We start from the raw sequence: 26,874 nt of genomic DNA, 5'->3' as shown, positions 1-26,874 counted from the left end.
CCCCGCCTCACCCCGCCCCGACCCGCCGCCCCCGCGGCGCGTCACTCGCGCCGGCGCTCCGCCGGCACCCCCAGCGCCGCGAACAGCCGCTCGGCCTGCGCCTGGTGGCCGGCCGCGCCCGACCGGCCCAGTGCCTCGGCCGCCCGGGCCAGGCCGGCCAGCGCGTAGGCCTCCTCGGTGCGGTAGTCGATGGCCGCGGCGAGGCGGTACGCCCGGGTGTGCAGGTCCAGCGCCGCGGCGTGCTCGCCACGGCGGTGCAGCAGCCGCCCCGCCGTGTTCGCCACCTTGGCCCGGCGCAGCGGCGAGGAGCTCGACTCCACCAGCGCCAACGCCTGCGCGAGGTGGTCCGCGGCCCGTTCCGGCCGCCCGAGCCGGTGCGCGACGTCGGCCGACAGGGCCAGCGCCAGCGCGACCTGGCCGGGCTCCTTGGTCTCGTCGCACAGGTCCCGGGCCTGGCGCAGGTGCTGCTCGGCCTCCTCGTCGGCCCGCAGGCCCAGCAGCGCGGCGGCCAGATCGGTCAGCGCCACCAGCTCGTTCTCGTGGCGGTCCAGCCGCCGGCCCAGTTCGACCGCGCGGCGGGCCGCCTCGGCGGACTCCTCGTAGCGCCCCCACTGCTCGTACAGCGCGCTGAGCAGCGTCAGGCTCTCGGCCTCGGCCCGCACCGATCCCAACTCCCGTTCGTGGGCGATCGCCTGGGTCAGGTGGGCGAGCGCCTCGGGGAACCGGCCGAGCAGGCTCTTGTAGAGGCCGAGGGTGCTCTCGCTGTGCGCCTCGGTCTGCCGGTCGCCGAGTCTGGCGGCCACGTCGCGGGCCTCCTGGGCGACCTCGACGCCCTCGGCGAAGTGCCCCAGCTTCCAGCAGGCGACGCCGAGGTTGGCCAGGCTCACCCCGAGCAGCGCCAGATCGCCGAGCCGGCGCGCGGCGGTGACCGCGATCCGGCCCAGCGCCTGGAACTCGTCCAGGTGGCCGCGGGCGTGCAGTTGGAACATCACGTTGCGGGCCAGGCAGACGGTGTGCCGGTCGTGGCCGTGCCGCTCGGCCAGCGCGACGGCCGAGCGCAGCGCGGTGTGCTCCCGGGTGAACCAGGCCTGGGCCCGGGCGGTGTCGGCCAGGTCCGGCAGTTCGGCGCCGGCCCGGGGCATCCCGGCCAGGCTGCTGCGCCGACCGGGGAACAGTTGCTCGCAGGCCGCCTCGGTGGCCGTCAGGTAGTAGTCGAGCAGCCGCTCCACCGCGTCCGCGTCCGCCGCCCCGGTCGGGGCGCCGCGCAGGCTCTGGGCGAAGCTGCGCACCAGGTCGTGGAAGGTGTAGAGGTCGACCTCCGGCTGCTGCAGCAGGTGGACGTCGAGCAGCAGCTCCAGCACCGACTCGGCCGCCCGGGTCCCGGTGCCCAGCAGCGCGGCGGCCGAGTAGACGTCGATCTCGCCGCCGGGGTGCAGGGCGAGCAGCCGGAACGCCGCGCGACTCTGCTCGTCCAGGGTCTGGTAGGACAGCCGCAGCGTGGCGGCCACGCTGCGTTCGCCGGAGCTGAGTTCGTCCAGTCGCCGGGTCTCGTCGCGCAGCCGGTCGGCCAGGTAGCGCAGGGTCCAGCGCGGGCGGTTGCGCAGCCGGGCGGTGGCGATCCGCAGGGCCAGCGGGAGGTGGCCGCAGAGCCGGGCCAGTTCGGCGGCGGCCTGCGGCTCGGCGGCGATCCGGGCCGCGCCGAGGATCTCGGTGACCAGGCTCGCGCTCTCCTCGGGCGCCAGCACGTCGATGGAGATCCACCGCGCGCCGTCCAGGTCCACCAGGCGGGCCCGGCTGGTGACCAGCACCAGGCAGCCGGGCGAGGTGGGCAGCAGCGGGCGCACCGCGGCGGCGTCGACGGCGTTGTCGAGCAGCAGGAGCAGCCGCCGGCCGACCAGGGTGGCCCGCCACAGCGCGGTGCGCCCGGCCACGTCGTCCGGGATCCGGTCGCCGGGCAGACCGAGCGCCCGCAGCAGGGTGTGCAGCGCGGTGCCGGCGCCGACCGGCGGCTCGCCGGGGGCGTGGCCGCGCAGGTCGATGTGGAGCTGACCGTCCGGATAGGCGGCGGCCAGCCGGTGCGCGGCCCGCACGGCCAGCGAGGTCTTGCCGCTGCCGCCCATGCCGTCGATGGCCACGATCGGGGTGCGCGGCCCGCCCTCCTGCCGGGCGCAGGCGACCAGTTCGGCGAGTTCGCGCTCGCGGCCGGTGAAGTCGGCGAGGTCATAGGGCAGGGTGCTGGGCGAGTCGGGGCCGGGCGGGAGCAGCGGGGCCGCCGGGGCCGGGTGGGCCGCTGCTGACGGTGCTTCGGCCGGCGCCGGGGGCGGCGGCGGAGTGAGGGCCTGCGGTTCGGGGCTGTCGCGCAGGATGCCCTGGTGGATCCGGGCCAGGCCGGGCCCGGGGTCGATGCCGAGCTCCTCGACCAGCAGTTCGCGCACCCGGCTGTACTCCTCCAGCGCCTCGGCCTGCCGCCCCGAGCGGTAGAGCGCGAGCATCAGTTGGCCGCGCAGGGTCTCGCGCAGCGGGTGCTGGTGGACGAGCTGGCGCAGGTCGACCACCAGCTCGGCGCTCTCGCCCAGGCCCAGCCGCAGCTCGAAGAGCTGCTCGGCGGCGGCCAGTCGGCGCTCCTCCAGCGCGGTGGCCGCGGCCTGGATCACCGGGCCGCCGGCGCCCGAGAGGACGGGTCCGCGCCAGAGCGCGAGCGCGCCGCGCAGCGCCTCGACCGCCTCGGTGGGCCGACCCGCCGCCGCGGCCTGCCGGGCGGTGCGGACCAGGGCGGCGAACTCGGTCAGGTCCAGCTGCCCGTCGGCGATCTGGGCCCGGTAGCCGGGGCCCTCGGTGACCAGGATCTCGCCCCCGTCCAGCATGCTCCGGCGCAGCTCGGCGACGGCCTTGCGGACCTGGTGGGAGGCGGTGGCGGGCGGGTCCTCGGACCAGACCGCGGCCACCAGCCGGGAGACCGGCAGCACCTTGCCGGGCTCCAGCAGCAGGGTGACCAGCACCCGCTCCCGGATCGTCCCGCCGAGCCGGAGCCTGCGTCCGTCCTCCCAGCCCTCCAGCGGGCCCAGGATGTTGAAGCGCAGCCCGCTCCGAGCGCCCGCAGGCATAGTTCCCCCTACCCCTTCTCACCCCGCAAAGATCGCCGCAGTCGAATATCGCCGCGGCCCAACATCCGATCATCGAACTGAACTGGCCCCCGCTGGATGATAAGCCGCGCACTGATCACGCGGTACTGGCTGGGGATGCCGAGGGTGCCGGGAAGGGCCGAGCGGCGCCCGCGGATGCCAGGGAATGCCCGGGGAGGCCACGGGATGCCAACGGGTGCCAAGGGATGCCAGTGGGAAGCCGCAGCGGACGGCGGTACCGCACCGGGAAAAGATCGGGAAGCGCCTCACCGAAGCTGCTGCCATCGGACGCCCCGCCCGGACCGGGCCCGGACCGGCCCCAGGATCTCACCAACCACGGAGGTCATCTGATGCACGCTCAGGCTCCCGCCCAGGCCCAGGCTCCGGCCCCGGCCTCGGCTCAAGCTCCGGCTACGGCCGCTCCGGCCGCTCTCGGTGCTCTGCTGCGCAGCGCACGCCGCGGCGCCGGCCTCACCCAGGAGCAGCTGGCCGGCCTCTCGACGGTCAGCGTCCGGGCCATCCGGGACCTCGAACAGGGCCGGGTCCAGCATCCGCGCAAGGACACCATCCGGCTGCTCGCCGACACCATGCGGCTCAGCGGGCCCCGCCGGGCCGCCCTCCAGCTCGCGGCCGCGAGCGCCTCGGCCGGCAGCACCCTGGGCGGGCTCTACGGCGTCGAGCCGGCCCCGCCGCCCGCCCCGCTGCGTCCGCTGGCCGGGCGCGGGGCGGAGCTGCGGGCGCTGACCGGACTGCTCGGCGCCGAGCACGAGCGGCTGCTCACCGTGGTGGGCCTGCCCGGTGTCGGCAAGTCACGGCTGGCGCAGGAGGCGGCGCTGTGCTTCCACGCCCAGGCCCAGGCACCGGTGCTGTGGGTGCCGATGGACCGCACCGCCGAGGAGCCGGCCACGCCGCGGCGGCCGCAGTCGGCGCTCGTCGGCCGGGTCAGAACGCTCCTCGGACAGGGCGGGCACGGCGGCAGCCTGGACGAACTGGCGGACGTGATCCGGGACCGGCCGACCCTGCTGGTGCTGGACGGCTGTGACGCGGCGCCGGGCGGCCGGGGCACCGAGGTCCGCGGTGGCGACGTCGGGGGTGTCGACGCGTGGGGTGTCGACGCGTGGGGTGTCGACGCGTGGGGTGTCGACGCGTGGGGGCCCGGGCTGCTGGGCCTGCTGAACTCCTGCGAGCGGCTGAAGGTGCTGATCACCACCCGCCGCCCGGAGCGGGCGCTGGACGGCCGGGTGCTGCCGCTGGCCCCGCTGCCGCTGCCGGCCGGGCCGCCGGATCCGGCGCACCCCGGCCGGCCCGGAGCGGCCTCCCCCGCCGGGCCGGGTGGGCCGGCCGTGGAGCTGATGCTCTCGTACGTCGGCCACCTGCGCCCGGACCTGCTGCCGACCGAGTCGGTGGTCGCCACCGTGGCCCGGATCTGCCACGCGCTGGACGGACTGCCGCAGGCCCTGGAGGCGGCCGGCTCCTGGCTGCTGCTGTACTCCCCCGAGCAGTTGCTGGAGATCGTCCGCAGCACACCGCTGGCACTCATCGACGGCGCCGCCCCGGCGGTGCCCGGCGGGGGCCCCGGGCTGAGCGGGCTGCTGGCCGACACGCTGCGCGGACTGAGCCCGCGGCTGGCGGCGCTGCTGCGCGCGGTGGCACCGCTGTCCTGCCCGTGGACGGTGGAGGCCGCCGCCCGGGCGCTCGGCAGCACGCCGACGGCGGTGGCCAGGGACGTGCACGCACTGCTGCTGCACGGCCTGCTGCGGCAGCTGCCGGCCGTGCCGGGCGGGCCGGCCCGGTTCAGTGTGCTCAACCTGGTCCGGCAGTTGGGCGCGGCGCAGCCGACGGCGCCCGGCACACCGTCGGCGTCCTGCACGCCGTCGGCGCGGGCGGCCGTGGCGACGGCGGTGGCGACGGCCGTCGTCGAGCCGTCGCCGGCGCTGGCCGGGGTGCCCGGGTAACGCTGATGAGGCCGTGACGGGGGTGAGGCGGGTAAGGCAGGTGAGGCGGCTGAGGCGGCTGAGGCGACTGAGGCGACTGAGGCGGCTGCAGCCTCCCGCGGCAGCCGGTCACCGAGCGGCATCGGCGGGCCGCAGCTCCAGCGTGCAGCACTTGACGCTGCCGCCGCCCTTGAGCAGTTCGCTCAGGTCCACGCCGATCGGGTGGAAGCCGCGCTCCGCCAGCTGCCGGGCGACCCCGCGGGCCGCCTGCGGCAGCACCACGTTGTACCCGTCGCTCATCGCGTTGAGCCCGAACGCCTCGGCGTCCGCCCGCTCGACCAGCACGGCATCGGGGAACAGGCGCCGGAGCAGGGCGCGGCTGTGCGGCGCGAACGCCTCGGGGTGGTACATGATCTCCTTTCCGTCCAGCACCGCGAGCGCCGTGTCGAGGTGGTAGAAGCGGGGGTCCACCAGCTCCAGGCCGATCACCGGGCGGCCGAACACCTCCTCGGCCTCGCGGTGCGCCTCGGGCGCGGTGCGGAAGCCGTAACCGGCCAGGATGGAGTCGCCGCAGGCCAGCAGGTCGCCCTCGCCCTCGTTGATGTGGCGCGGCCGGTGGATCTCGGTGAAGCCGCGCTCCCGGAACCAGTCCAGGTAGGCCTCGCCCTCGGCGGCCCGCTCGGCGTTGCGGAACCGGGCGCCGAGCACCTTGCCGTCCACCACCGTGGCCCCGTTGGCCGCGTACACCATGTCGGGCAGCCCCGGGCGCGCCTCGATCAGCTCGACGCTGTGCCCGAGGGCGAGGTAGAGCCGGTACAGCTGCTCCCACTGGGCGGTGGCCCGTGCGGCGTCCACCGGCACGCTCGGGTCCATCCACGGGTTGATCGCGTAGCTGACCTCGAAGGTGGTCGGGCGGCACATCAGCAGCCGGCGGGGACGGGCTCGGCGCACCGGCGGCGCACCGTCGGCGGCGGGCACGGGGGCGGGCACGGGGGCCGTGGCGGGCGTGAGCAGGGAGACTAGCCGGGACATGGGGTTCCTTCCGGGACGGCGCAATCAGCAGGGGTGACAACGGAGTCGAGCGCGCTCCGGCGGCGCAGCGGCGAGCAGCCGAGCAGCAGGGCGGGCAGCAGGGCGGCGGTCATGACGCACCACAGGGCGCCGCGCGGACCGAGCAGCGAGCCGAGTGTGCCGCCGGCCAGGGCACCCAGCGGGATCGCCCCGAAGACCAGGAAGCGCATGGTCGCCGAGATCCGGCCGAGCAGGCGGCGCGGTGTGTGCCGCTGACGGAAGCTGCTGACCACCACGTTGTAGACGACCAGCCCCGCCATCGGCACGATGGCGCCGGGCAGGAAGTACGCGGTGGCCGGGCCGGATCCGGTGAGCGGCAGCAGCAGGCCGAACGGGGCGGTGGCGGTCAGGCTGTAGACGATGGCGCGCGGCTCGCCCAGCCGCCGGGCCAGCGGGGCGGCGGCGAAGGCGCCGGCGATCCCGCCGACACCGGTGGCGGCCATCAGCAGCCCCACGGCGGCGGGCGCCAGGTGGACGGTGCGGACCAGGAAGACCACCAGGATCGCCTCGTAGGCGGTCATGGCCAGGTTGGCCAGCGCGGCGACGACCGTCAGCAGCCGCAGCACGCGGTCCCGCCGCACGAAGCCCAGCCCCTCGCCGATCTCCCGCCAGACCGAGGCGGCCGGACCGCTGCGGGTGCCCGCTGCGGGCTCCGGGGCGAGCAGCAGGCAGACGGTGGAGGCCACGAACGAGCCGGCGTTGACCAGCGGCCCGACGGCGGCGCCGAGCAGTTGGGCCAGGGCGCCGCCCAGGCCCGGCCCGGCGATCTGCGCCGAGGACTCACTGCCCTGCAGCCTGCTGTTCGCGGCCACCAGGTCCTCGGGCGGCACGATGAGCGGCAGATAGACCAGGTAGGCGGTGCTGAAGAAGACGTTGGCCAGGCCCAGCACCACGGCTGTCGCAAAGATCTGACTGATCGTCAGCACATGGGCGACCGAGGCGAGCGGGATGCTCAGCAGGGCGGCGGCGGAGGCGGTGTTGCAGCAGATCATCAGCCGCCTGGGGCTGTACCGGTCGACCCAGACCCCGGCGGGCAGGCCGACCAGCAACCAGGGCACCCACTGGACGGCGGTGATCAGCCCGACCTGGAAGGCGGTGGCGTGCAGCGTGACGGTGGCCAGCAGCGGGAGGGCCACGCTGGTGATCGCGGTGCCGAACTTGCCGGCGGACTCGCCGATCCAGAGCAACCGGAAGCTGCGGTTGGCCGCCAGGCCGCCACGCCGCGCGGGGACGGGAACCGGGGCGGGGGCGGCAGCGGGAGCAGGGGCGGGTGCGGGGGCGGGGGCGGCAACAGGAGCAGGTGCGGGGGCGGGGGCAACAGCGGCGGCCGGGGCGATTTCAGCGGCGCCCCGCCCCCGGCCCGACCGGGCGGTCAGCACCGCGCGCCGATCCCGGCGGCCTCGCGCCGCTCGGCGACCGGCTCCGGGCTCAGCGTGCGCAGCAGTGCGGGGCGGTCGATCTTGCCGTTGGCGTTCAGCGGCAGCGCGGCCAGGTGGACGAAGCGGCGCGGCACCATGTGGGCCGGGATCCGCTGCCGCAGCCAGGCCTTGACCCCGGCGCGGGGCAGCGGCTCGCCGGTGTGGCAGGCCACCAGCTCGGGGCCGCCCGCCGCGGGCACCGCCAGCACCACGGCCTCGGCCACGCCGGGGTGACGGCGCAACGCGGTCTCGATCTCGCCCAGTTCGACCCGGTAGCCACGGACCTTCACCTGGTTGTCGAGCCGCCCGAGGTGGACCAGGGTGCCGTGCTCCCAGCGCACCCGGTCGCCGGTGCGGTAGTAGCGGTCGGCGGCGGGCTCGTCGGCGTCATCGGCGGGGCCGTCGGCAGGTGCCGCGGCGGTTGCGGTGGTGGTGGCAGTTGCGGTTGGGGTGGCGGTTGCCGCGGCGGGGCCGGGCCCGCTCAGGAACCGGCCGCGGTTGTCGGCCGGGTCGAGGTAGCCGTCGAAGCGCTGGCTGCCGCGCACGCACAGCTCGCCCTCGGCCGCCTCGCGCCCCTGCTCGTCCAGCACCAGGTGGTCCAGGTGCGCGTGCACCGGCCCGATGGGCACCGAGTCGTTGGAGGTCTGCGGCCAGCGCTCCCGCTCGGCGGGGAGGCGGTACTCGGTGACGGTGACGGTCAGTTCGGTCGGCCCGTAGATGTTGGCGATCACGCTGCCGGGTGCCACCGCGTGCCAGGCCTCGGCCTGACGGTACGTCAGCTGCTCGCCGGCGAAGATGCTGTAGCGCAGCGCGTGCACCAGCCCGGTCGGCAGATTGCCGAGCGCCGCACTGACCGAGACCAGTGAGGGGACCGAGAACCAGTGGGTGATGCCGCGCTCGACCAGATAGGTCACCGGGGTGAGCAGGTCGCTGCGCTGCGGGACGACCAGGGTGGCGCCCGCGCCCCAGGTGACGAAGAGGTCGAAGAGCGAGGGGTCGAAGGTGAGGTCGAAGGTCTGGGAGGCCCTGTCCCCGGGGGCGAGTTCGAAGCGGGCGATGTTGTGGGCGATGTAGGGGGCGATGTTGCGGTGCCGGATCGGCACGCCCTTGGGCCGGCCGGTCGACCCGGAGGTGAAGAGCACATAGGCCAGGTCGTCCCCGGTCGTCCGGTACGGCGGCAGTGCGGCCACCGGCTCGCCGGTCAACTCCTCGTCGCCGAGCGCCAGGAGCGGTGGTCCCGGCTCCGCGTCCGCCGACTGCCAGCGCTCGGCGCCCGCCCGGTCGGCGATCAGCAGCTGCGTCCCGGCCAGGGCGCAGACCGCCCGGTTGCGCACGGCGGGGTGCTCGGGGTTGAGCGGGGTGACGGCGGCCCCCAGGCGCTGCGCGGCCAGGTAGCCGGCGTAGGCGACCAGGCTGCGCGAGGCGAGCAGCGCGACCCGCTGCGGCGGGCCGCCGTGCCGTGCCAGGATCCGCCCGGCCAGCTGGTCGGTGATCCGGCTCAACTCCTGGTAGCTGTAGGCGCTCCCGCCCACCTCCAGGGCCGGCGCGTGCGGCTGGCGGGCGACGGTGCGGGCGAACCACTCGTAGAGGGTGGCGGCGGGTGCGGACGGGTCAGGCATGGAGCACCTCGGCTCGGGGAGCGGCCAGCCACCGCAGCCGGGCGGCGGCGGACTCGGCGCAGGTGAACAGGAAGTCGTGGCCGCCCTCGAACACCGCGAAGGCGGTCGGGGCGCTGGTGTACTCGCGCCAGGCGCGCAGCGCGGTGCCGCCCGGCGCGGCCGGGTCCCCGCTCGCGTGCCATACGTGCAGCGGGACGGCGAGCGGGGCCTGCGGGCGGGCGGTCCCGGCGGCCGTGTAGGCGTCGATGGCCTGGTAGTCGCCGCGCCACTGGTCGACCAGGCGGCGCAGCAACTCGGGTTCGGCGGCCAGCCCTTCGGGCAGCGCACCGCCGGTCACCTTGCGCAGCAGCGTCTCGTCGGCGAAGCCGTCGTCGGCGTGGCACGGCTGGCGGTGCGGCGGCAACTGCCCGGCCACCACCAGCGCGCGGACCACCCCGGGCCGCAACGGCGCCAGCTCGCGGACGAGTTCGAGTGCGATGTAGGCGCCCAGACTGTGCCCGACCACCACCAGTCCCTCGGGACACGGCCCTTCGGCCAGCTGCCGGGCCAGTGCCCGGGCCCGGTCCGGGATCGCGGGCGCCTGCCCGCTCTCCCCGGCGGCGCCCGGGCGGCGCAGCGCCACCGAGACCGGGAACCCGCAGAGCGCCTGGGTCAGCGGCCGGGCGCTGCGGGCCGTGGCGCCGATGCCCGGGATCAGCAGCACCGCCGGGCCGCCGGCGGGCGGCAGGGGCTGGAGGCGGATCACCGGGCCGCCCCGTCCAGTGCGGCGGCCAGCCCCGTCAGCAGCGCGGCGTAGCCGGTGGCCAGCGCCTGGGCACCGGCGGCTGCCGGGGCCGTCCCGGCGCAGCTGAGGACGGTCACCAGGTGGGCGCCGTCGACGGCGGCGTTCACCTCGACCGGGTGGGAGAGCAGGTTGTCCGGGTGACGGTCGGCCCCGATCGCCTCGCCGGCCTCGCCGAACAGCTCCTCGGCCCGCTCGGTGAACCGGCCCAGGTAGTTGACCAGCACGGCGGCCTCCGCCGACGGATCGAACTCGGCTGCCCTACCGTGCAGTTCCTGGTCGGCGGACTTGACCAGGGTGTGCGGCGCGGCGCCGTCCGGGGTGAGCCGGATGGTCTGCAGGCGGGTGAACCAGCCGGTGGTCCGGCTGAGGTCGAGCCGCGCTGCGGGGCCGGCGTCCCGGCCGTGCCGCTCGATGTCGACGGCCACCTGCTCGATGCCGTGGGCCTGGGCGACCGCCTGCGCCGCGGCCGCCACCACCACCGCGTCCAGGCCCACCCCCAGCTCGGAGCGGGCACGGCGCAGCAGGGTCTCGGTCGTCCGTGCGTCGGTGCGCACGGTGGCGGTGGTGGCCCGGGAGGCTGATGCGTGCGCGAGTTGACGATGCGTCAGTTCCGTCTCCGGGAGCGCGGTGAGCTGCCGGGCCCAGGCGCCGTACGGGCTGGTGGCGGCCGGCAGGTCGAGCGGCTCGCCCCGCTCCAGGCGGCGCACGCTCCTGGCGAGGTCGCCGCGCAGGATCCGCCAGGAGGCGCTGTCCACCGCCAGGTGGTGCGCCGTGACGAAGAGCCGCTGCCCGGCGGCCCCCAGGTCGAAGAACGCGGCCCGCACCAGCGGCCCGGTCACCGGGTCGAGGGAGCGCTGCAGCCGGGTGGTCGTCGCCAGGAGCGCCGCAGCCCGCCGGTCCTCCGGCTCGGCGGACAGGTCGTGCCGCTCCAGGGCGAGGCCCACGCTGCCGGCCAGGCGCAGCCGGCTGCCCTCCGGGGTGCGGTGCAGGCGCAGCCGGAAGGAGTCGTGGTGGTCCAGCACGGCGGTCAGCGCGGTGTCGAGCAGCGCGGGGTCCAGGCCGTCGGCGCGCCACAGGACCGACTGGGTGACGTACTGCGGGTGCGGCTGGGCCAGGCAGAACCGCACCTGGGCGGCGGTGAGCGGAAACTCGGCGGGAGAGGCCGGCGGGGCGGCCGCCGTGGCGGCGACGGCGGTCCGGCCCCGGTCCGCGATGCGCGCCGCCAGTTCGGTGACCGTCTGGTACTCGATCAGCTCCAGCGGGGTGAACTCCAGCCCCTCCTCGCGGGCCAGCGCCACCGCCTCGATGATCAGCAGCGAGTCGCCGCCCAGGTCGAAGAAGTTGTCCGACGGCCCGACCGGCACGCCGTCCAGCACCTCCGACCAGACGGCCGCCAGCAGCTCCGCCGCCGCGCCGGCGTCCGTATCCGTGCCCGTTCCGGTGTCCATGCCCGCGTCCATGCCCGCACCCGCGTCCGTGTTCATGCCCGTCCTCATGGCTTCTCCTTCCGTTGTTCCCGGGCCCACCCGGGTGACGCCGGTCATCGGGCAACCAGCCGCACCGGCAGCTCATCCAGGCCGAAATTGATGATCGACTTGTTGTGCCGGGGGCGGCCGATCAGCTCCACCTCGCGCACCTGGTCCCGCAGGGCCGTGAAGATCGCGGCGAGTTCGGCCTTCGCCAGGGCCGCGCCGAGGCAGAAGTGCGGGCCCCAGCCCAGGCCCAGGTGCCGGTTGGCCGCCCGGTCCAGCAGCAGGTCCTCGGGCCGGTCGAACTGGGCCGGGTCGTGGTTGGCCGCCCAGGTCCACACCACCACCTTCTCCCCCGCCTTGATCTCGGCCGCACCGAGGCGCACGTCCCGGGCCGCGGTGCGCAGCACGTGCAGCCCCGAGGAGGTCCAGCGCAGCAACTCGTCCACCGCGTCGGCCGGTTCGACCTCCCCCTCCCACAGTGCCCGGAGCTGGCGGGGGTTGCGCAGCAGCGCCAGCATGCCCATCGCGGCGGTGTGCCGCACCGTCTGGACGCCACCGACCAGGATGTTGTCCAGATTCAGCACCACGTCCTCGATCGGCAGCAGGCCGCCGTCCACCCGGTGCGTGGCCAGCACGCTGACCAGGTCGTCGGCCGGGCGGGCCCGGTGGGCGATGGTGTGCATGAACAGGTAGCGGATCAGGTCCTGGTGGCCGGAGCGGCGCTCCTGGGGCGTGTCGCCGAGGAAGGCGCGGTCGGAGAGCGCGACCACCTTGGCGCGGTCGGCCTCCGGGATGTCCAGCAGGTCGCACATCACCGCCAGCGGCACCGGGGCGATCGTGTCGACGAAGTTGACCTCGCCCCGGGCCAGCCCCGCGCGGACCGCCTGCCCGGCGATCTCGGCCAGCCGCGGCGCGTAGCCGGCGGTGTTGCGTGCGTTGAAGAACGGTGTCAGCGGGTTGCGGATGGTGCGGTGCACCGGCGGATCGGTGAACGCCATCATCGTGCCGGAGCCGGCCGGCGGCGTGCCGTCCGGGGAGGTGCCCAGCAGCGAGCCACCGAGCGAGCTGAAGTTCTCGGCGTCACCGAGCACTTGGGCCGCGTGCTGGTAGGAGAGGACCGCCCAGGTGGGCCCGTCCCCCGCGACCGTCATCCGCCGCACCGGGCCCGCCGCGCGCAGCGCGTCGATCCGGGCCGCCACGTCGGGGCCCGCCCAGAAGGTGGTGTCGGTCAGGTCCAGGTCCAGATCCGGGTCCAGATCCGGGTCCGGGTCCGGGTCCGGGTCCGGGTCCGGGTCCGGTGCCTGCTCCGGGCGGGTGGGGACGGAGGCGGGCCGCACCGGGTGCGCCGGCTCGGCGTTCGCCGCATCGGCGACCGAGCGCAGCAGTGCGACCGGCCCGGGTTCGGTGGGCACCGCGAGCAGGTGGCCGCCGGCCACCACCGTGGTCGCCACCGGGCGCTCGCTCACCGCGCCCCAGGCCGCCAGGTCCGGTCCCGCCACCAGCGGATCGCCGGCCCCGACCACCGCGTGCAGCCGCACCTCGGGCGGCAGTTGGCCGGGGCGGTACCGGTAGCCGCGGCACAGCGCCAGATCGGCGCCGGTGACGGCCAGGGTGAGCGCCTTGAGTTCGGCGTTCTGCTCGATCACCCGGTCGGCGTCGGTGGCGGACAACAGGGCGGCGGCGTCGATCTGCTCGGGCAGCTCGGCGGCCCAGCGCTGCGGGGCGTGGGCGGAGGCCGGGACGAAGAACCGGGGCCGGTGCCCCGGCGGCAGCGCCCTGGCCACCTCGTAGCCGAGCAGGGCGCCGAAGCTCTGCCCGTAGAGCCCGAAGGCGATGCCCGGGTGGGTGTGCGGCAGCAGTGCGCCCACCACCTGGCGGACCAGCTCATCGAAGTCGGCGGGCAGCGGGTCGCGCAGCCGGGCGCCCCGGCCCGGCAGCCGCAGCCCCCAGACCTCGATCCCCGGGGCCAGCTCGCGGGCCAGCGGGGCGAAGGCGGTGGCGTCGCCGCCCGCGTGCGGCAGGCAGAAGAGCCGGGTGCGGGCCGCCGGGGCCGGGGCCGGCAGCAGGAACCAGTCGTCGACCACCTGGGGCCGGTCCGTCGGGCTCAGCACGGTGGTCATCGCGTTGCCTTCCTCTCCGATGCGTCGTCACGCACGTCGTCACGCACGTCGTGACGTTCCGCGTCACACACGTCGTCATGTACTGCGGCAGGTACGTCATCAGGGACGTCGTCAAGGCCGGGCAGCGGCGTCGCGCCGTCCAGCAGCGGGCCGAGCACGGTGTCGGGGTGGCGGCCGAGCAGGCCCAGCAGCGCGGCGTACTCGTCACGGATCCGCTCGGCGCGCGCCTCGCCGTAGCGGCGGGCGTCGACGGTCAGGCAGCCCTGGATCCGGTCGGGCCCCTCCTCGCGCAGGTCGAGTTCGAGATCGAAGCGGGCCTCGTCGTCGTGCAGGATCCGGACCTCCGTGACGGCCAGTCCGTGCCAGTCGTCGGCGTCGCCGCCCACGCTGCGGTCACCGACCAGCTGGCACATCACCTGGGCCAGCGGCTGCACGCCGGGGCGCCGGGGCACACCGAGCGCGCCGACGATCCGGTCGAACGGCAGCAGGTCGTGGTCGAGCGCCGCCGCGACCCCGGCGTGGGCCGCGCGCACCGTCTCGGCGAAGGTCGCCTCGGTCCGCAGCCGACTGCGCAGCGGCAGCAGGTTGACGAAGTAGCCGACCACGTCGTCGAGTTCGGGAAACGGACGACCGCAGCTGGGTACGCCGGTGACCAGGTCGGTGCGCCCGGTGGCCCGAGCCAGCCAGAGGGTGAACGCCGCGTGGCAGACGGCGAACGGGGTGCTGGCCTCGCGGGCGGCCAGGGCCCGTACGCCGCGCACGGTGGCGGCCGGCAGGTCGAAGTGGAGCGAGCGGCCGGTGCGCCGGCCGCTGCGGTCCACCGCCTGGTCGGCTGCTTGGCCGGCTGCCCGGTCCGGCGGTGGGGTCGACTCCTGCGGCGCCTGCGCCAGGGTGCGCCGCCAGTGGTCGAGCGCGCCGGCGTAGCGCGCCGACGAGCTCAGCCCGTCCTGCTGCCAGGCGGCGAAGTCGGCGTACTGGTAGTGGAGTTCCGGGAGTCCGGCGGGCCGGACGCCGACCCTGGCCGAGTAGTGCGCGGCCAGGTCTCGCAACACGATCCGCATCGACCAGCCGTCGACCACGAGGTGGTGGAAGGTCAGCACCAGCGCGTGGTCCTCCCGTGCGAACCGGAGCAGCCGGGCCCGGATCAGCGGGCCGGTCGCGAGGTCGAACGGCACCGCCAACTCGGCCCGCGCCGCCTGCTGGACCTGCGCCTCGCGCTCCTCGGGCGTGTGGCCGGGCAGCTCCTGCGCCACCAGGACGGCCGTGGCGCCTCCGGGCGGGTGCAGCACACCCTGAGGGCGCCCGCGCCGCCCGGTGCGGATGGTCGTGCGCAGCGCCGGGTGGCGGGCCACCAGGTCCGCCAGCGCCTGCTCCAGCGCCGGGGCCTGCAGCGCGCCGCGCAGCCGCAGCGCGGTGCACACGTGGTAGGTGGTGGCGTCGGGCCACAGCTGCTGGAGGAACCAGAGCTGCCGCTGCCCCTCGGTGAGCGGGACTTCGCCGTCCTGCCCGGTGCCCCGCGGCAGCGGGCTGGCGGGCGCGGCGTCCGGGTCGAGCAGGGCGGCCAGCAGCTCGCGCATCACGTCGTCCGGGCCGGCCTGCAGCGGGGTGGTGCTCATGACGCCAGCCTGGCGAGCAGCTTGGGCAGGTCGGGTTCGGCGCCCGCGCGGTCGAGATCGCCCCGCACGCCGGCCGTGAACTCCGCCAGGTCGGCGGCGGCGAGCAGGCTGCCGAGGGTGACCTCCACCCCCAGGGCCGCGCGCAGCACGTGCACCAGTCGCACCGCGAGCAGGGAATGCCCGCCCAGGGTCAGGAAGTTGTCGCTTCCCGTCACCTGTCCGACGCCCAGCAGCCGGGACCAGGCGAGGCCGATGAGCCGCTGCAGCGGGTCCTCGTCCGGCTGCTGCCGCTCCAGCGCCGCCGGCGTGTCCGCGCCGGGGTCCGGCGCCGGCAGTGCCCGGCGGTCGATCTTCCCGTTGACGGTCATCGGCAGCGCGGGCAGTACGGCGACGGTGCCCGGCACCAGGTACTCGGGCAGCTTCGCCCGCAGCTGCTCCCGGATGCCCTCGGGGTCGGGCGCGCTGCCCTCGGCGGCCGTGAGGTAGGCGGCCAGCCGCTTGTCCCCCGGCGTGGGCTCGTGCACGGTGACCGCGCAGGTGGCCACCGCCGGGAGCGCGGCGAGCACGGTCTCGATCTCGCCCAGCTCGATCCGGTAGCCCCGGATCTTCACCTGGCCGTCCCGCCGTCCGACGAACTCCAGCCTGCCGTCCGGCAGTCGGCGCACCAGGTCGCCGGTGCGGTACATCCGCGCGCCGGGTTCGGCACTGAACGGGTCGGGCAGGAACCTGCCGGCCGTCAGGGTGGGCCGGTTGAGGTAGCCGTGGCCCAATGCGGCTCCTGCGACGTACAGTTCGCCCGTCTCGCCGTCCGGGGTGGGCCGCAGCCGCTCGTCCAGCAGGTGGACGGTCCGGTCGCCGACCGCCCGCCCGATCGGCAGCGACTCCCCGGCCAGGTCGGCGGGCCCGAGCGGCTGCACGGTGGTGAAGACGGTGGCCTCGGAGGGGCCGTAGCAGTGCACCAGGTGGGTGTCCGGGTAGCGGCGCGCGATCTGCCGGGTGTACTCGACGCTGGCGCTCTCGCCGCCGAACAGCAGGTGCCGCGGGGCGGTGGCCGGGCCGCCCTGGGTGAGGGCGAGCAGGTTGAAGGCGGCCGTGGTGAGGAAGAGCACGCTGGCGCCGTGCTCGGCCGCGGTGTGGGCGGTGGCGATGGGGTCGGAGTTGCCGTGGCCGGGGATCAGCACCCGGCCGCCGGAGAGCAGCGCCGGGTAGAGGTCCAGGATGTGGCCGTCCCAGGAGAGCGCCGCGTGCAGCACCGCCGTCGCCCCGGGGCCCCAGTAGGCGTACCGCTCGCCGGCGAAGAAGCCCGGCACCGCGCGGTGCGGCACCAGCGTGCCCTTCGGCAGGCCGGTGGAGCCCGAGGTGTACGGCACGTACACCACGTCCTCGGCGGAGAGCGCCAGCCCCAGGTCCCGGGTGTCCTGCCCGGCCAGCTCCGGGTCCGCCAGGTCCAGCACCCGCACACCCAGCCGGGGCGCCGCCGCCGGATCCGCGCTCACCAGCACCACCGGCGCCGCGTCCCGCACGAAGTGCGCCAGCCGCTCGCCCGGCACTCCCGGCTCCAGCGGCACGTACGCCGCACCGGCCTTCAGCACACCCAGCATCGCCGCCACGCACTCCAGCGACCGCGCCACGTGCAACCCCACCCGGTCACCCACGCCGACTCCGTGACCACGCAACCACCAGGCCACCTGGTTCGCCCGCGCGTTCAGCTCCCCGTACGACCACTCACCCGCACCCGGCGCACTCAGCGCCACCGCCTGCGGGCACGCCCGCACCTGCTCCTCGAAGAGCCCCACGACCGTGCCCGTGGTGCCCGGACCCGCCCCCGTGGTGGCCAGACCCGTCCCCGTGGTGCCCAGGCCCGCGCCGGGCCCGATCTCCAGTCCGATGGTCATCGCACGGACTCCTCGGCCCGGCGCCGCTCGACGGAGTCCCGCAGGCTCTTGGGACGGATGTCCGACCACACCTGCTCGACCCGGGCCAGGCAGTCGGCCTCGCTGCCGCTGGTCCCCTCGGCCCGCCAGCCGAGCGGGAGCTCCAGCTCGATCGGCCAGAGGGAGTACTGCTCCTCCTCGTTGACCACGACGTTGAACTCGGTGAAAGCGTCCATGACGGCTACTCCTCTGCTGATGGTTCGTCAGGTGTGGTGAGCACGCGTGGGTCCGGCGGGTTCACCGGCCCGCGGCGATGGCGTCCAGCGCCGCCAGGTAGGCGGCCGCGTACTCGGCCGCCGCCCGCTCGGGCAGCCTGGCCCGGTCGTGGTCGACCAGCAGCAGGCCGTCGTCCGAGGTCGGGTCCAGCACCACCGCCGCGCTGAGCGCGAAGTTGGTCGGCTCGTGCCGCATGGTCGGCTCGAAGCGCAGGCTGTCGCTGACGATCTGGGCGCTGCCCTCGGCGAGCCGGCCCAGCGCGTGGAAGCGCAGGAAGCCGAAGTTGCTGTCCAGCGCGGTGCCGGCCATCAACCGGGCCAGGGTCGCGAACGGCATCCGCCGGTACGGCAGCATCGCCGTCTCCTGCTCGTGCAGCAGCCGGGCCAGCGCGCCGGGGTCGCCGTCCACCGCCGCGCTCACCGGCACGGTGTTGAGGAAGAGACCGAGCGCCTCGGTGCCGCCGTCCTTGGCCAGCCGGCCGTTGACCGAGAGACCGCTGGTCACCCGCGGTGCGCCGGTGATCCGGCCCAGTGCCACCAGGTGGGCGGCGAACGCGGCGCTCTTGGGCGTCCCGCCGCTGGTCGCCGCGGCCAGCCGCAGCACCGCGCCGATCCCGGGCAGCAGCCGCTCGGTGCTGCGCACGCCCAACTCCCCGGCCACCGGGGCGAGATCGGCGCGCGGGTGCAGGGTTCCGTCGACGCCCGCCAGCCGGTCGCGCCAGAACTCCAGCGCGGCCCGGTCATCCGCCGCCGCGCGCTCGGTGGCGACGAACTCCCCGAAGCCGGACTTCGGCGCGGCCAGCGGCGGACGGTCCGGGTCGGCCAGCAACTCGGCGTGGCGGCGCAGCAGTTCCGACAGCAGCGAGGTGAAGCTCCAGCCGTCCAGGATCGCGTGGTGCTCGGCGATGGTCAGCTGGAAGGCGTCCTCGGCGAGCAGGTGCACGCTGGCCGCGAAGAGCGGGGCCTCGGCGAGCGCGAAGCCGGTGCTCCGCAGCCGCTCGAACTCCTCGCGCACCGCCGCCTGCCGCTGCTGCTCCGGCAGCTGCCGCAGATCGGCGACCCGGACCGGGGCCGGGAGCGTGCCGTGCACCAGCTGGAGCGGTTCACCGAAGGACATCAGGTCGATCGAGGTGCGCAGCACCGGGTGGCGCTCCATCGCCTCGGTGACGGCCTGCTCGAAGAGCGCCCGGTCGAAGGCGCCGGTCACCAGGTAGCTGTTGACGTTGTGGTAGCTGTCGGTGCCCCCGGACAGCTCCATGTGGTAGGCCATGGCCAGCTGCATGGTCGCGGTCGGGTAGGCGTCCACCACGCCGTCCGGCAGGGCGGCCCGGTCGGCCGCCGTGATCAGTGCGAACGGCGGTTGCTCCAGCGGCTCTTCACCGCTCGCCAGGTCCGGGGTGGCCGCCGCCGCGAGGGCGGCGACCGTCGGCCCCGCGAAGAAGTCCTGCAGCCGCACGCTCCAGCCCGCCGCCCGCAGCGCGCTCGCCACCCGCACCGCGCGCAGCGAATCCCCGCCCAGGTGGAAGAAGTTGTCGTGGGCGCCCAGCTCCGCCGCGGCCACGTCCAGCACCTGGGACCAGATCTTGGCCACCAGCACCTCCAGTTCACCGCTCGGCGCCACCCGCTCGCCCTCGGCGTGGACCACCAGGGCGCCCGAGGGCTCCGGCAGCGCGGCCCGGTCGATCTTGCCGTTGGTGGTCAGCGGCAGCACGGGCAGCACGGTGAAGCTGGCCGGGACCATGTACTCGGGCAGCGTGGTGCGCAGGTGGCGCCGCAGCTCGGCGAGGTCCGGTCCGCCCTCGGCTGCGCTGGTCAGGTAGGCGGCCAGCCTGCGGTCCCCCGGCGCGGGTTCGTGCACGGTGACCGCACAGCTGGCCACGGACGGGTGGGCGGCGAGCGCGCTCTCGATCTCGCCCAGCTCGATCCGGTAGCCCCGGACCTTCACCTGGCCGTCCCGCCGGCCCAGGTACTCGAGGCCGCCGCCGGGCAGCCGGCGCACCAGGTCGCCGGTGCGGTACATCCGCGCGCCTGGCACCGGACTGAACGGGTCGACCAGGAAGCGCTGCGCGGTGAGGCCCGGCCTGTTGAGGTAGCCGTGCGCCAACGCCTCGCCGCCGATGAAGAGTTCACCCGGCACCCCGAGCGGCACCGGTCGCAGCCGGTCGTCGAGCACCGCCTGGGTCAGGTGCCCGAGCACCGAACCGACCTGGCTGCGGTCGAAGGCCTGCGCCGTGTCCGCGCCGATGTCGAAGGCGGTGGCGTGCACCGTGGTCTCCGTCGTCCCGTACAGGTTGCACAGCACCGCGGGCGGCGGCTGCGGCAGGCCGAACCAGCGGCGCACCGCGGGCGGGTCCAGCGCCTCGCCGGCCAGCAGGACCCGGCGCAGCCGGGGCAGCGGACGTGGGCGCTCCTCCAGCGCGGTGGTCAACTGCCGGAAGGCGGAGGGGGTCTGGGAGAGCAGGGTGACCTGCTCACGGGCCAGCAGCGCGGCGAACTCCTGCGGCTCGCGGCAGGTCAGGTAGGGGACGACGACCAGGGTGCCGCCGTGCAGCAGCGCGCTCCAGATCTCCCAAACGGAGACGTCGAAGGCGTAGGAGTGGAAGAGCGTGGCCACGTCGGTGGCGCCGATCTCCAGCCGCCGCGCGGTGTCGGCCATCAGCTCGCCGACGCTGCGGTGGGCGATCTGCACCCCCTTGGGCCGGCCGGTGGAGCCGGAGGTGAAGATGAGGTAGGCGACGTCGTCGGCGGTGGCCCCCGCCTCGGGCCGGTGCGCGGGGCGCCGGGCGATCGCCTCGGCCTCCCGCTGCAGGTGCACGGTGCGCCAGGGGCCGTCGGCCGCGCCGTCCGGCTGGTCGGTCACCACCACCCGCACCCGGGCGTCGGCGAACGCGAAGGCCCGCCGCTCGCTCGGCGCGGTGAGGTCGACCGGGACGTAGGCAGCGCCGGTCTTGAGCACGGCGAGGATCGCCACCACCGCCTGCGCGGTGCGGTCCAGGTAGAGGCCCACCCGGTCGCCGCGCCGCACCCCCGCCGCGTACAGGTGGTGGGCCAGCCGGTTGGCCTCCTGGTCCAGCTCGGCGTAGCTGAGCGAGCGGGCGGCGTCGGTGAGCGCCGGGGCGGCGGGTGCGCGGTCGACCCGTCGCTCGAAGCCGCGGTGCAGCGGGAGGTCGGCGCCGGCCGGCTCGGCGGGCCGGGGCAGCAGGGCCGGGAGTCCGGCCGGCGGCACCAGGCCGAGCACGCCGAGCGGGGTGTCCGGTGCGCCGATCGCCTGGTCGAGCAACTCCCTCCAGGCTTCGGCCAGTCGGGCGATGGTGGCCCGGTCGAACAGCTCGGTGGCGAACTCCACCTCGCCGTGCAGCTCGCCGTCGTCGTAGGTGGACCAGATCAGGTCGAACTTGGTGGTGCCGTTGGGCTGCGACCGGCCGCGGCCGGTGGCGGAGCCGAGCCGCAGCCCGGCCGGGTCCTGGGTGTGCGCGCCGAACAGCAGCTGCACCAGCGGAGGTTGGCTGCCCGACCGGTCCACCGCCACCTCGTTGACGATGCTGTCGAACGGGGTGTCCAGGTGACCGTAGGCGTCGAACGCGGTGTCCCGGGCCTGCTCGACCAGCTCGCGGAAGGTGGTCTGCGCCCCGGCCCGCAGGCGCAGCGGCAGCACGTTGACGAAGTAGCCCATCAGGTGGTCGAGTTCGGGACGGCTGCGGGTGGACACCGGAGTGCCGATCACCAGGTCCTGCTCCCGGGTGTACCGGTGGACGAGGGTGGCGAAGGCGGCCAGCAGCACGGTGAACGGGGTGGCCCCCGACTCGCGGGCCAGCTCGCCCACCCGGGCGGCGGTGCCGGGCGTCAACGGGTAGTGGTAGGTGTCGCCGCGTGCGCTGGCCCGGGCCGGGCGGGGGCGGTCCGCGGGCAGCGTGGTGACGGCCGGGGCACCGTCCAGCTGCTGCCGCCAGTAGGCCAGATCCCGCTCGCGCGGAGTGGACCGCTCCCAGGCGCTGTAGTCGCCGTACTGCACGGGCAGTTCGGGCAGCTGCGGGGTGCGGCCGGTCAGCGCGGCGTCGTAGGCCTCGGTCAGCTCCCGCTCGAACAGGCCCATCGACCACTCGTCCCAGACGATGTGGTGGAAGACCGCGACGACGGTGCTCCGCTCGCCGTCCGCGGCGCCGTGCCGGATCAGCCGGACGCGCAGCAGCGGGCCCTCGGCGAGGCTGAACGGCTCCCCGGCGTCCTGCGCCACGGCCGCCGCAGCCGCAGCCGTGCGCTGCTCGGCGGGCAGCGCAGTCAGATCGGTCAGCGCGATCCGCACCGGCAGTTCGGCGTGGACCAGCTGGCACGGCTCGTCCCGGTCGGTGGCGAAGGTGGTGCGCAGCGCTTCGTGCCGCGCGAGGATGGTGTCCAGCGCCTGCTGCAGGATGGCGAGTTCGACCGGCCCGTCGAGGTCGAGCACCCAGGGGATGTTGTAGGCGGGGCTGCCCGGGGTGAGCTGGTCGAGGAACCACAGCCCGCGCTGCAGGCCGGACACCGGTGCCCGGTCGGCGTTCCGCCGGTTCAGGGCATGGTAGTTGCCCATGATCACTCCAATTCTGTGGGCCGGCCTCAGGCCAGCTGGGCGGCGAGGGCCGAGACGGTCTTGCAGCTGAAGACCAGCCGGGGCGGGACCTCCCGGTCCAGCGTCTCGGCCAGCAGCACCGCGACCCGCACCGCGCGCAGCGAATCCCCGCCGAGCTGGAAGAAGTTGTCGTCGGCGCCGATCTCCGGCAGGCCCAGCACCTCGGACCAGGCCTCGGCGATGCACCGCTCCAGCTCGCCGGCTGGGGCCCGGCGGCCGGCTGCCGGGTCCACCGGTGGCCCGGCGGCGGGATCGGGCACGGGGAGCGCCTTGCGGTCGATCTTCCCGTGGGCGGTCAGCGGGAGTTCGGGCAGCAGGGTGAAGCCGGCGGGCACCATGTACTCCGGCAGCCGCGCCAGCAGGTGGCCGCGCAGCTCGGCGGCCTGCGGCAGCGCGCCCGGCTCGGCCGTGACGTACGCCGCCAGCCGCTTCTCGCCCGGCGTCGGCTCGTACACGGTCACCGCGCAGGTGGCGACCTGCGGGTGGGCGGCGAGCGCGCTCTCGATCTCGCCCAGCTCGATCCGGTAGCCGCGCAGCTTCACCTGACCGTCCCGGCGGCCGATGAACTCCAGGGTTCCGTCCGGCAGTCGGCGCACCAGGTCACCGGTCCGGTAGAGCCGCGCGCCCGGTTCGGCGTCGAACGGGTCGGGCAGGAAGCTGCGGGCCGTCAGCGCGGTTCGGTTCAGGTAGCCGTGACCCAAAGCCGGTCCGGCGATGTAGAGTTCGCCCTCCTCGCCGGTCGCACTCGGCCGCAGCCGCTCGTCCAGCACATGGACGCTCCGGTCGCCCAGCGCACGGCCGATCGGCACCGCCGGCCGCTCCAGATCCGCCGGCCGCACCTGGTGCATGGTGGCGGCCACCGTCGCCTCGGACGGGCCGTAGAGGTGCACCACATTGACGTCGGGCAGCTCGGTGAGCATCCGGCGGAAGTGGTCGGCGGGAATCCGGTCGCCGCCGAGCAGCAGGTCCCGCAGGTTCTTCAGCAGGCCAGGATCGGCCGTGACCACGGCGCCGAAGGCCGCCGCGCTGAGCAGCAGGACGGTGGCACCGTGCTCGGCCGCGAACTGCGCGACGCCGATCGGGTCGCTGGTGTCGCCCGCCTGCGGGATCAGCACCCGCCCGCCGGAGAGCAGCGCCGGGTACAGGTCCAGCACATGGCCGTCCCAGCTCAGCGCCGAGTGCAGCACCGCCGTCGACCCCGGCCCCCAGGAGGCGTACCCCTGCCCCGCGAAGAACCCCGGCACCGCCCGGTGCGGCACCAGCGTGCCCTTGGGGACCCCGGTGGAGCCGGAGGTGTACGGCACGTAGAACGCGTCCTCGGGCGACAGCTCGACCACGGGATTGCCGCGCTGCTGGGCAGCCAGCTCCCGGTCCGCGAGGTCCAGCACCCGCACCCCGAAGCCCGCCGCCGCCACCGGGTCGGCGCTCACCACCAGCACCGGCGCCGCGTCCCGCACGAAGTGCGCCAGCCGCTCGAACGGCACCCCCGGCTCCAGCGGCACATACGCCGCACCAGCCTTCAGCACACCCAGCATCCCCGCCACGCACTCCAGCGACCGCGCCACGTGCAACCCCACCCGGTCACCCACGCCCACCCCGTGACCACGCAACCACCAGGCCACCTGGTTCGCCCGCGCGTTCAGCTCCCCGTACGACCACTCACCCGCACCCGGCCCACTCAGCGCCACCGCCTGCGGACACGCCCGCACCTGCTCCTCGAAGCGCGCGACCACCGTCGCGGCACCGGCCACCGGCTCGCCGACCGGCGCCGCTGGGTCCGCGGCGTAGCGGGCGAGCGAGTCGATCCACTCGCGGCAGAATGCGGCGATGGTCGCCCGGTCGTACAGCCGGGCGTCGAACTCGATCCAGCCGCGCAGTGCCGTGCCGGGGTCCTCGATCATCCAGACCTGCTCGAACTTGGCCACCTGGTGCGCGTGCAGCCGCCTGGCCCCGGTCAACTCGCCCAGCCGGACGGCCGATCCACTGGCGGGGTGCAGCTCGAAGGCGGTCTGGAAGAGCGGGCTGACGTCGAGCCGGCGGTCGTCCAGCACCGCGTTGACGATGCTGTCCAGCGGCGTGTCCCGGTGCGCGTGGGCGTCGAACGAGGTGTCGCGGACGCGCCGGACCAGGTCACGGAAGCCGAGGTCCGCGCCGACGCGCACCCGCAGCGGCAGCATGGTGACGAAGTAGCCGATCAGCGCGTCGAGTTCGGGACGGCTGCGGGTGGTGACCGGGGTGCCGACCACCAGGTCCTGGTCCCGGGTGTGCCGGTGCACCAGGGCGGCGAAGGCGGCCAGCAGCACGGTGAACGGCGTGGCGTCCTCGGCGCGGGCCAGTTCGCGGATCCGCCTCGCGGTCCCGGCCGGGATCTCGAAGCGCAGGCTGTCCCCGCGCGGAGCGTCCTGCTCGGTGCGCGGCCGGTCGGCGGGCAGCACGGTGACCGCCGGGGCGCCGCGCAACTGCTCGGCCCAGTAGTCGAGATGCCGCTGCTGCGGGGTCTCTTGCTGCCAGCTGCTGTAGTCGGCGTACTGCACGGGAAGTTCGGCCAGATCCCGCTCCTCGCCGCGCACCGCGGCGGCGTACAGCTCGCCCAGCTCGCGTTCGAAGACGCCCAGCGAGGCCTCGTCCCAGATGATGTGGTGGAAGACCGCGACCAGGGTGCTGCGTTCGACTCCGTGCCGGATCAGCCGCACCCGGAAGAGCGGTCCCTCGGCCAGGTTGAAGGGCGCCCGCGCGTCCTGCTCGATCGCCGTCGTCGTGGCGGCCTCGCGCTCCTCCTCCGCGGCGCCCGTCAGGTCGCTGACGGCGATCGGCACCGGCCGCTCGGCGTGGATCACCTGGCGCGGCTCGCCGCGCTCGGTGGCGAAGGTGGTGCGCAGCGCCTCGTGCCGCGCCACCAGCCCCTCCAGCGCCACCTGCAGCGCCTTCGGGTCCACCGGTCCGGCCAGCTCGAACACCCACGGGATGTTGTAGGCCGTCGAGTCCGGGTTGAACTGCGCGTGCGTCCACAGGCCGCGCTGCAGGCCGGACAGCGGAGCGGTCGCGGCCCTGCGCCGGGTCAGCTCCGGCCCGGCCGCGGGCGCACCGGCCGCGGCCATCGCCGCCGCCAGCTCGCGGACGGTCTGCGCCTCGAAGACGGTGACGTGGGAGACGTCCGCGTACGGGGTCTCCAGCATCCGGCCCGCGACCCGCAGCGCGGTCAGCGAGTCCCCGCCGAGGTTGAAGAAGTTCTCGTCCAGGCCGATGCCCTGCACGCCGAGGATCTCGGACCAGACACCGGCGATCAGCCGCTCCAGCTCGCTGCCCGGCTCCTCGTGCGCTGCGTGCCCCGTGTGCCCTGCGTGCCCCGCCTGCCCTCGATCCTCCGCCGGAGCGGGCAGCGCACGGCGGTCGATCTTGCCGTTCGCGGTGAGCGGGAGCGCGGGCAGCACGGTGATCGTGGCCGGGACCATGTACGCGGGCAGCGTCGCCCGCAGGTGCTCCTGCAGCTCGTCCGCCCGCGGGAGGCCGTCTCCCTCGGCCGTGACGTACCCCGCGAGGCGCCGGTCCCCCGGCGCCGGCTCGTACACGCTCACCGCGCAGGTCGCCACCTGCGGGTGCGCGGCCAGCGCGCGCTCGATCTCGCCCAGCTCGATCCGGTAGCCGCGCACCTTCACCTGGTCGTCCCGGCGCCCACCGAACTCCACGGTGCCGTCGGCCAGTCGGCGCACCAGGTCACCGGTGCGGTACATCCGCGCACCCGGCACCGGGCTGAACGGGTCGGGCACGAAACGCTGAGCGGTGAGGCCGGGCCGGTTCAGATAGCCGAGCGCCAGCGCCGTGCCGCCGATGCACAGCTCACCGGCCGCTGCTTCGTGCATCTCCTCGTCCAGCACGTACAGTTCACGCTGGCCGATGGCCCGTCCGATCGGCACGGACCGGCCCGCCCCGGCCTCGCGCACCTCGTGCACCAGGCTGGTGATCACCGCCTCGGTCGGCCCGTAGGCGTTGAGCAGCGGGATCCCGGTCTCGCGCAGCCACCGCTCGGCCGAGGCCGCGGGCATCGTGTCGCTGCCGCAGACCATCAGCCGCAGGCTCGCCAAGTCGCCCGCGCAGTGGTCGAGCAGCGCGGTGAACTCCTGCCAGTACCCGGCCGGCAGGTTCGCCACCGTGACGCCCTCGCGCCGGATCAACGCTGCCAGCTCCGCCGGCGCGGTCACCCGCGCCCCGGTCATCGCCAGGCAGGCCCCGGCGGTCAGCGCGGTGAGCACCTGCTCGACCCAGACGTCCACGTACGGCGCGCTGAACTGCAGCACCACGTCGTCCGCCGTGATCCCGAACCGCTCCCGCACGGTGGCGAGATGCCCGTCCAGCGTCCCCCGGGCGACGGCCACGCCCTTGGGCGTCCCGGTCGTCCCGGAGGTGTAGATGATGTAGGCGGTCTCCCCCGGCCCCGCGACCGTCCGGGCCGCGTCACCACCGCGCTCGTCGTCCGGCGCCAGCAGCACCGCCCCGCTGTCCGCGAGGATCGCCGCCACCCGCGCCTGCGGCGCCTCGGGGTCCAGCGGCAGGAACGCGACGCCGGCCTTCAGCGCGGCCAGCAGCGCGACGACGTACTCCACCCGGTCCGCCGCCCGCACCCCGACCACCCCACCGGACCCGGGCACCGACCGCGCCAGCCGCCCGGCCAGCGCCGCACTGCGCCCCTCCAGCTCGGCGTAGTCGACGACCCGACCCCCCACTCGGATCGCAGCCCGCGAGGGCGCATGCCGGGCAACGGCAGCGATCAGCTCCAGACACCCGGGCGCCCCGGCGACGGGCCCCGGCAGCGACGGTGGACTCACTGGGCTCGCTGAACTCAGCGGACTCACTGGACTCGGCGGCGAACTCTTCAACTCGGCCATGCCCCAAGCCAACCGCCCGGAGCCTGCCGCCAAGGGCAGTGCACGAGGCAGAAGAGCGGCAGTTCGACCTCCGCACAACT

At 75.3% G+C, this 26,874-nt stretch carries 13 protein-coding genes; 1 reads left to right on the top strand and 12 read right to left on the bottom strand.

Translation table 11 applies throughout. The features are described from left to right. Window positions 1-41: 41 nt before the first annotated feature. Window positions 42-3,104, bottom strand: coding sequence for an AfsR/SARP family transcriptional regulator (locus OG294_RS34705; protein ID WP_327070527.1), 3,063 nt, complete (start codon window positions 3,102-3,104; stop codon window positions 42-44). 368 nt (window positions 3,105-3,472) lie between these two features. Here OG294_RS34705 and OG294_RS34700 point away from each other — a divergent pair, with 368 nt between their 5' ends. Then, window positions 3,473-5,077: a helix-turn-helix domain-containing protein gene (locus OG294_RS34700; protein ID WP_327070526.1), complete on the top strand. Its 1,605-nt coding sequence runs from the start codon at window positions 3,473-3,475 to the stop codon at window positions 5,075-5,077. Between the two features lie 108 nt (window positions 5,078-5,185). On the opposite strand, the gene ddaH is transcribed toward OG294_RS34700, so the two are convergent. The 11 genes from ddaH to OG294_RS34645 all read right to left on the bottom strand — a co-directional run bounded on the left by ddaH (window position 5,186) and on the right by OG294_RS34645 (window position 26,794). Beyond that, window positions 5,186-6,007, bottom strand: a complete 822-nt coding sequence (gene ddaH, locus OG294_RS34695) for a dimethylargininase (protein WP_327071778.1) — start codon at window positions 6,005-6,007, stop codon at window positions 5,186-5,188. Between the two features lie 68 nt (window positions 6,008-6,075). After that, window positions 6,076-7,506 (bottom strand): MFS transporter, encoded by a 1,431-nt coding sequence (locus OG294_RS34690; RefSeq protein ID WP_327070525.1) that lies wholly within the window; start codon window positions 7,504-7,506, stop codon window positions 6,076-6,078. Beyond that, window positions 7,500-9,164: an amino acid adenylation domain-containing protein gene (locus tag OG294_RS34685; RefSeq protein WP_327070524.1), complete on the bottom strand. Its 1,665-nt coding sequence runs from the start codon at window positions 9,162-9,164 to the stop codon at window positions 7,500-7,502. The genes OG294_RS34690 and OG294_RS34685 overlap by 7 nt, the downstream gene beginning before the upstream one ends. Then, a complete protein-coding gene (locus tag OG294_RS34680; RefSeq protein WP_327070523.1) occupies window positions 9,157-9,909 on the bottom strand; it encodes a thioesterase II family protein in 753 nt (250 codons plus the stop codon). Before OG294_RS34680 ends, OG294_RS34685 begins: the two co-directional genes overlap by 8 nt. After that, window positions 9,906-11,444, bottom strand: a complete 1,539-nt coding sequence (locus OG294_RS34675) for a condensation domain-containing protein (protein ID WP_327070522.1) — start codon at window positions 11,442-11,444, stop codon at window positions 9,906-9,908. Before OG294_RS34675 ends, OG294_RS34680 begins: the two co-directional genes overlap by 4 nt. Before the next feature lie 44 nt (window positions 11,445-11,488). Continuing rightward, window positions 11,489-13,540 (bottom strand): cytochrome P450, encoded by a 2,052-nt coding sequence (locus OG294_RS34670; RefSeq protein ID WP_327070521.1) that lies wholly within the window; start codon window positions 13,538-13,540, stop codon window positions 11,489-11,491. Further along, window positions 13,537-15,156, bottom strand: coding sequence for a condensation domain-containing protein (locus OG294_RS34665; RefSeq protein ID WP_327070520.1), 1,620 nt, complete (start codon window positions 15,154-15,156; stop codon window positions 13,537-13,539). The genes OG294_RS34670 and OG294_RS34665 overlap by 4 nt, the downstream gene beginning before the upstream one ends. Next, window positions 15,153-17,051 carry a non-ribosomal peptide synthetase gene (locus tag OG294_RS34660; protein ID WP_327070519.1) on the bottom strand — a complete coding sequence of 633 codons (1,899 nt, stop codon included), beginning with the start codon at window positions 17,049-17,051 and terminating at the stop codon, window positions 15,153-15,155. The genes OG294_RS34665 and OG294_RS34660 overlap by 4 nt, the downstream gene beginning before the upstream one ends. Next, complete coding sequence (locus tag OG294_RS34655) at window positions 17,048-17,266, bottom strand: MbtH family protein (protein WP_327070518.1); 219 nt, start codon at window positions 17,264-17,266, stop codon at window positions 17,048-17,050. Before OG294_RS34655 ends, OG294_RS34660 begins: the two co-directional genes overlap by 4 nt. Before the next feature lie 61 nt (window positions 17,267-17,327). Further along, the gene (locus OG294_RS34650; RefSeq protein WP_327070517.1) at window positions 17,328-21,872 is read right to left on the bottom strand and encodes a non-ribosomal peptide synthetase; all 4,545 of its coding nucleotides are present in this window, start codon (window positions 21,870-21,872) and stop codon (window positions 17,328-17,330) included. 26 nt (window positions 21,873-21,898) lie between these two features. Further along, window positions 21,899-26,794: a non-ribosomal peptide synthetase gene (locus OG294_RS34645; protein ID WP_327070516.1), complete on the bottom strand. Its 4,896-nt coding sequence runs from the start codon at window positions 26,792-26,794 to the stop codon at window positions 21,899-21,901. Between the last annotated feature and the right edge of the window lie 80 nt (window positions 26,795-26,874).

This window comes from Kitasatospora sp. NBC_01302, from assembly GCF_035976515.1.
Classification (GTDB): Bacteria; Actinomycetota; Actinomycetes; order Streptomycetales; family Streptomycetaceae; genus Kitasatospora.
This window is presented reverse-complemented; position numbering and strand designations above follow the sequence as displayed.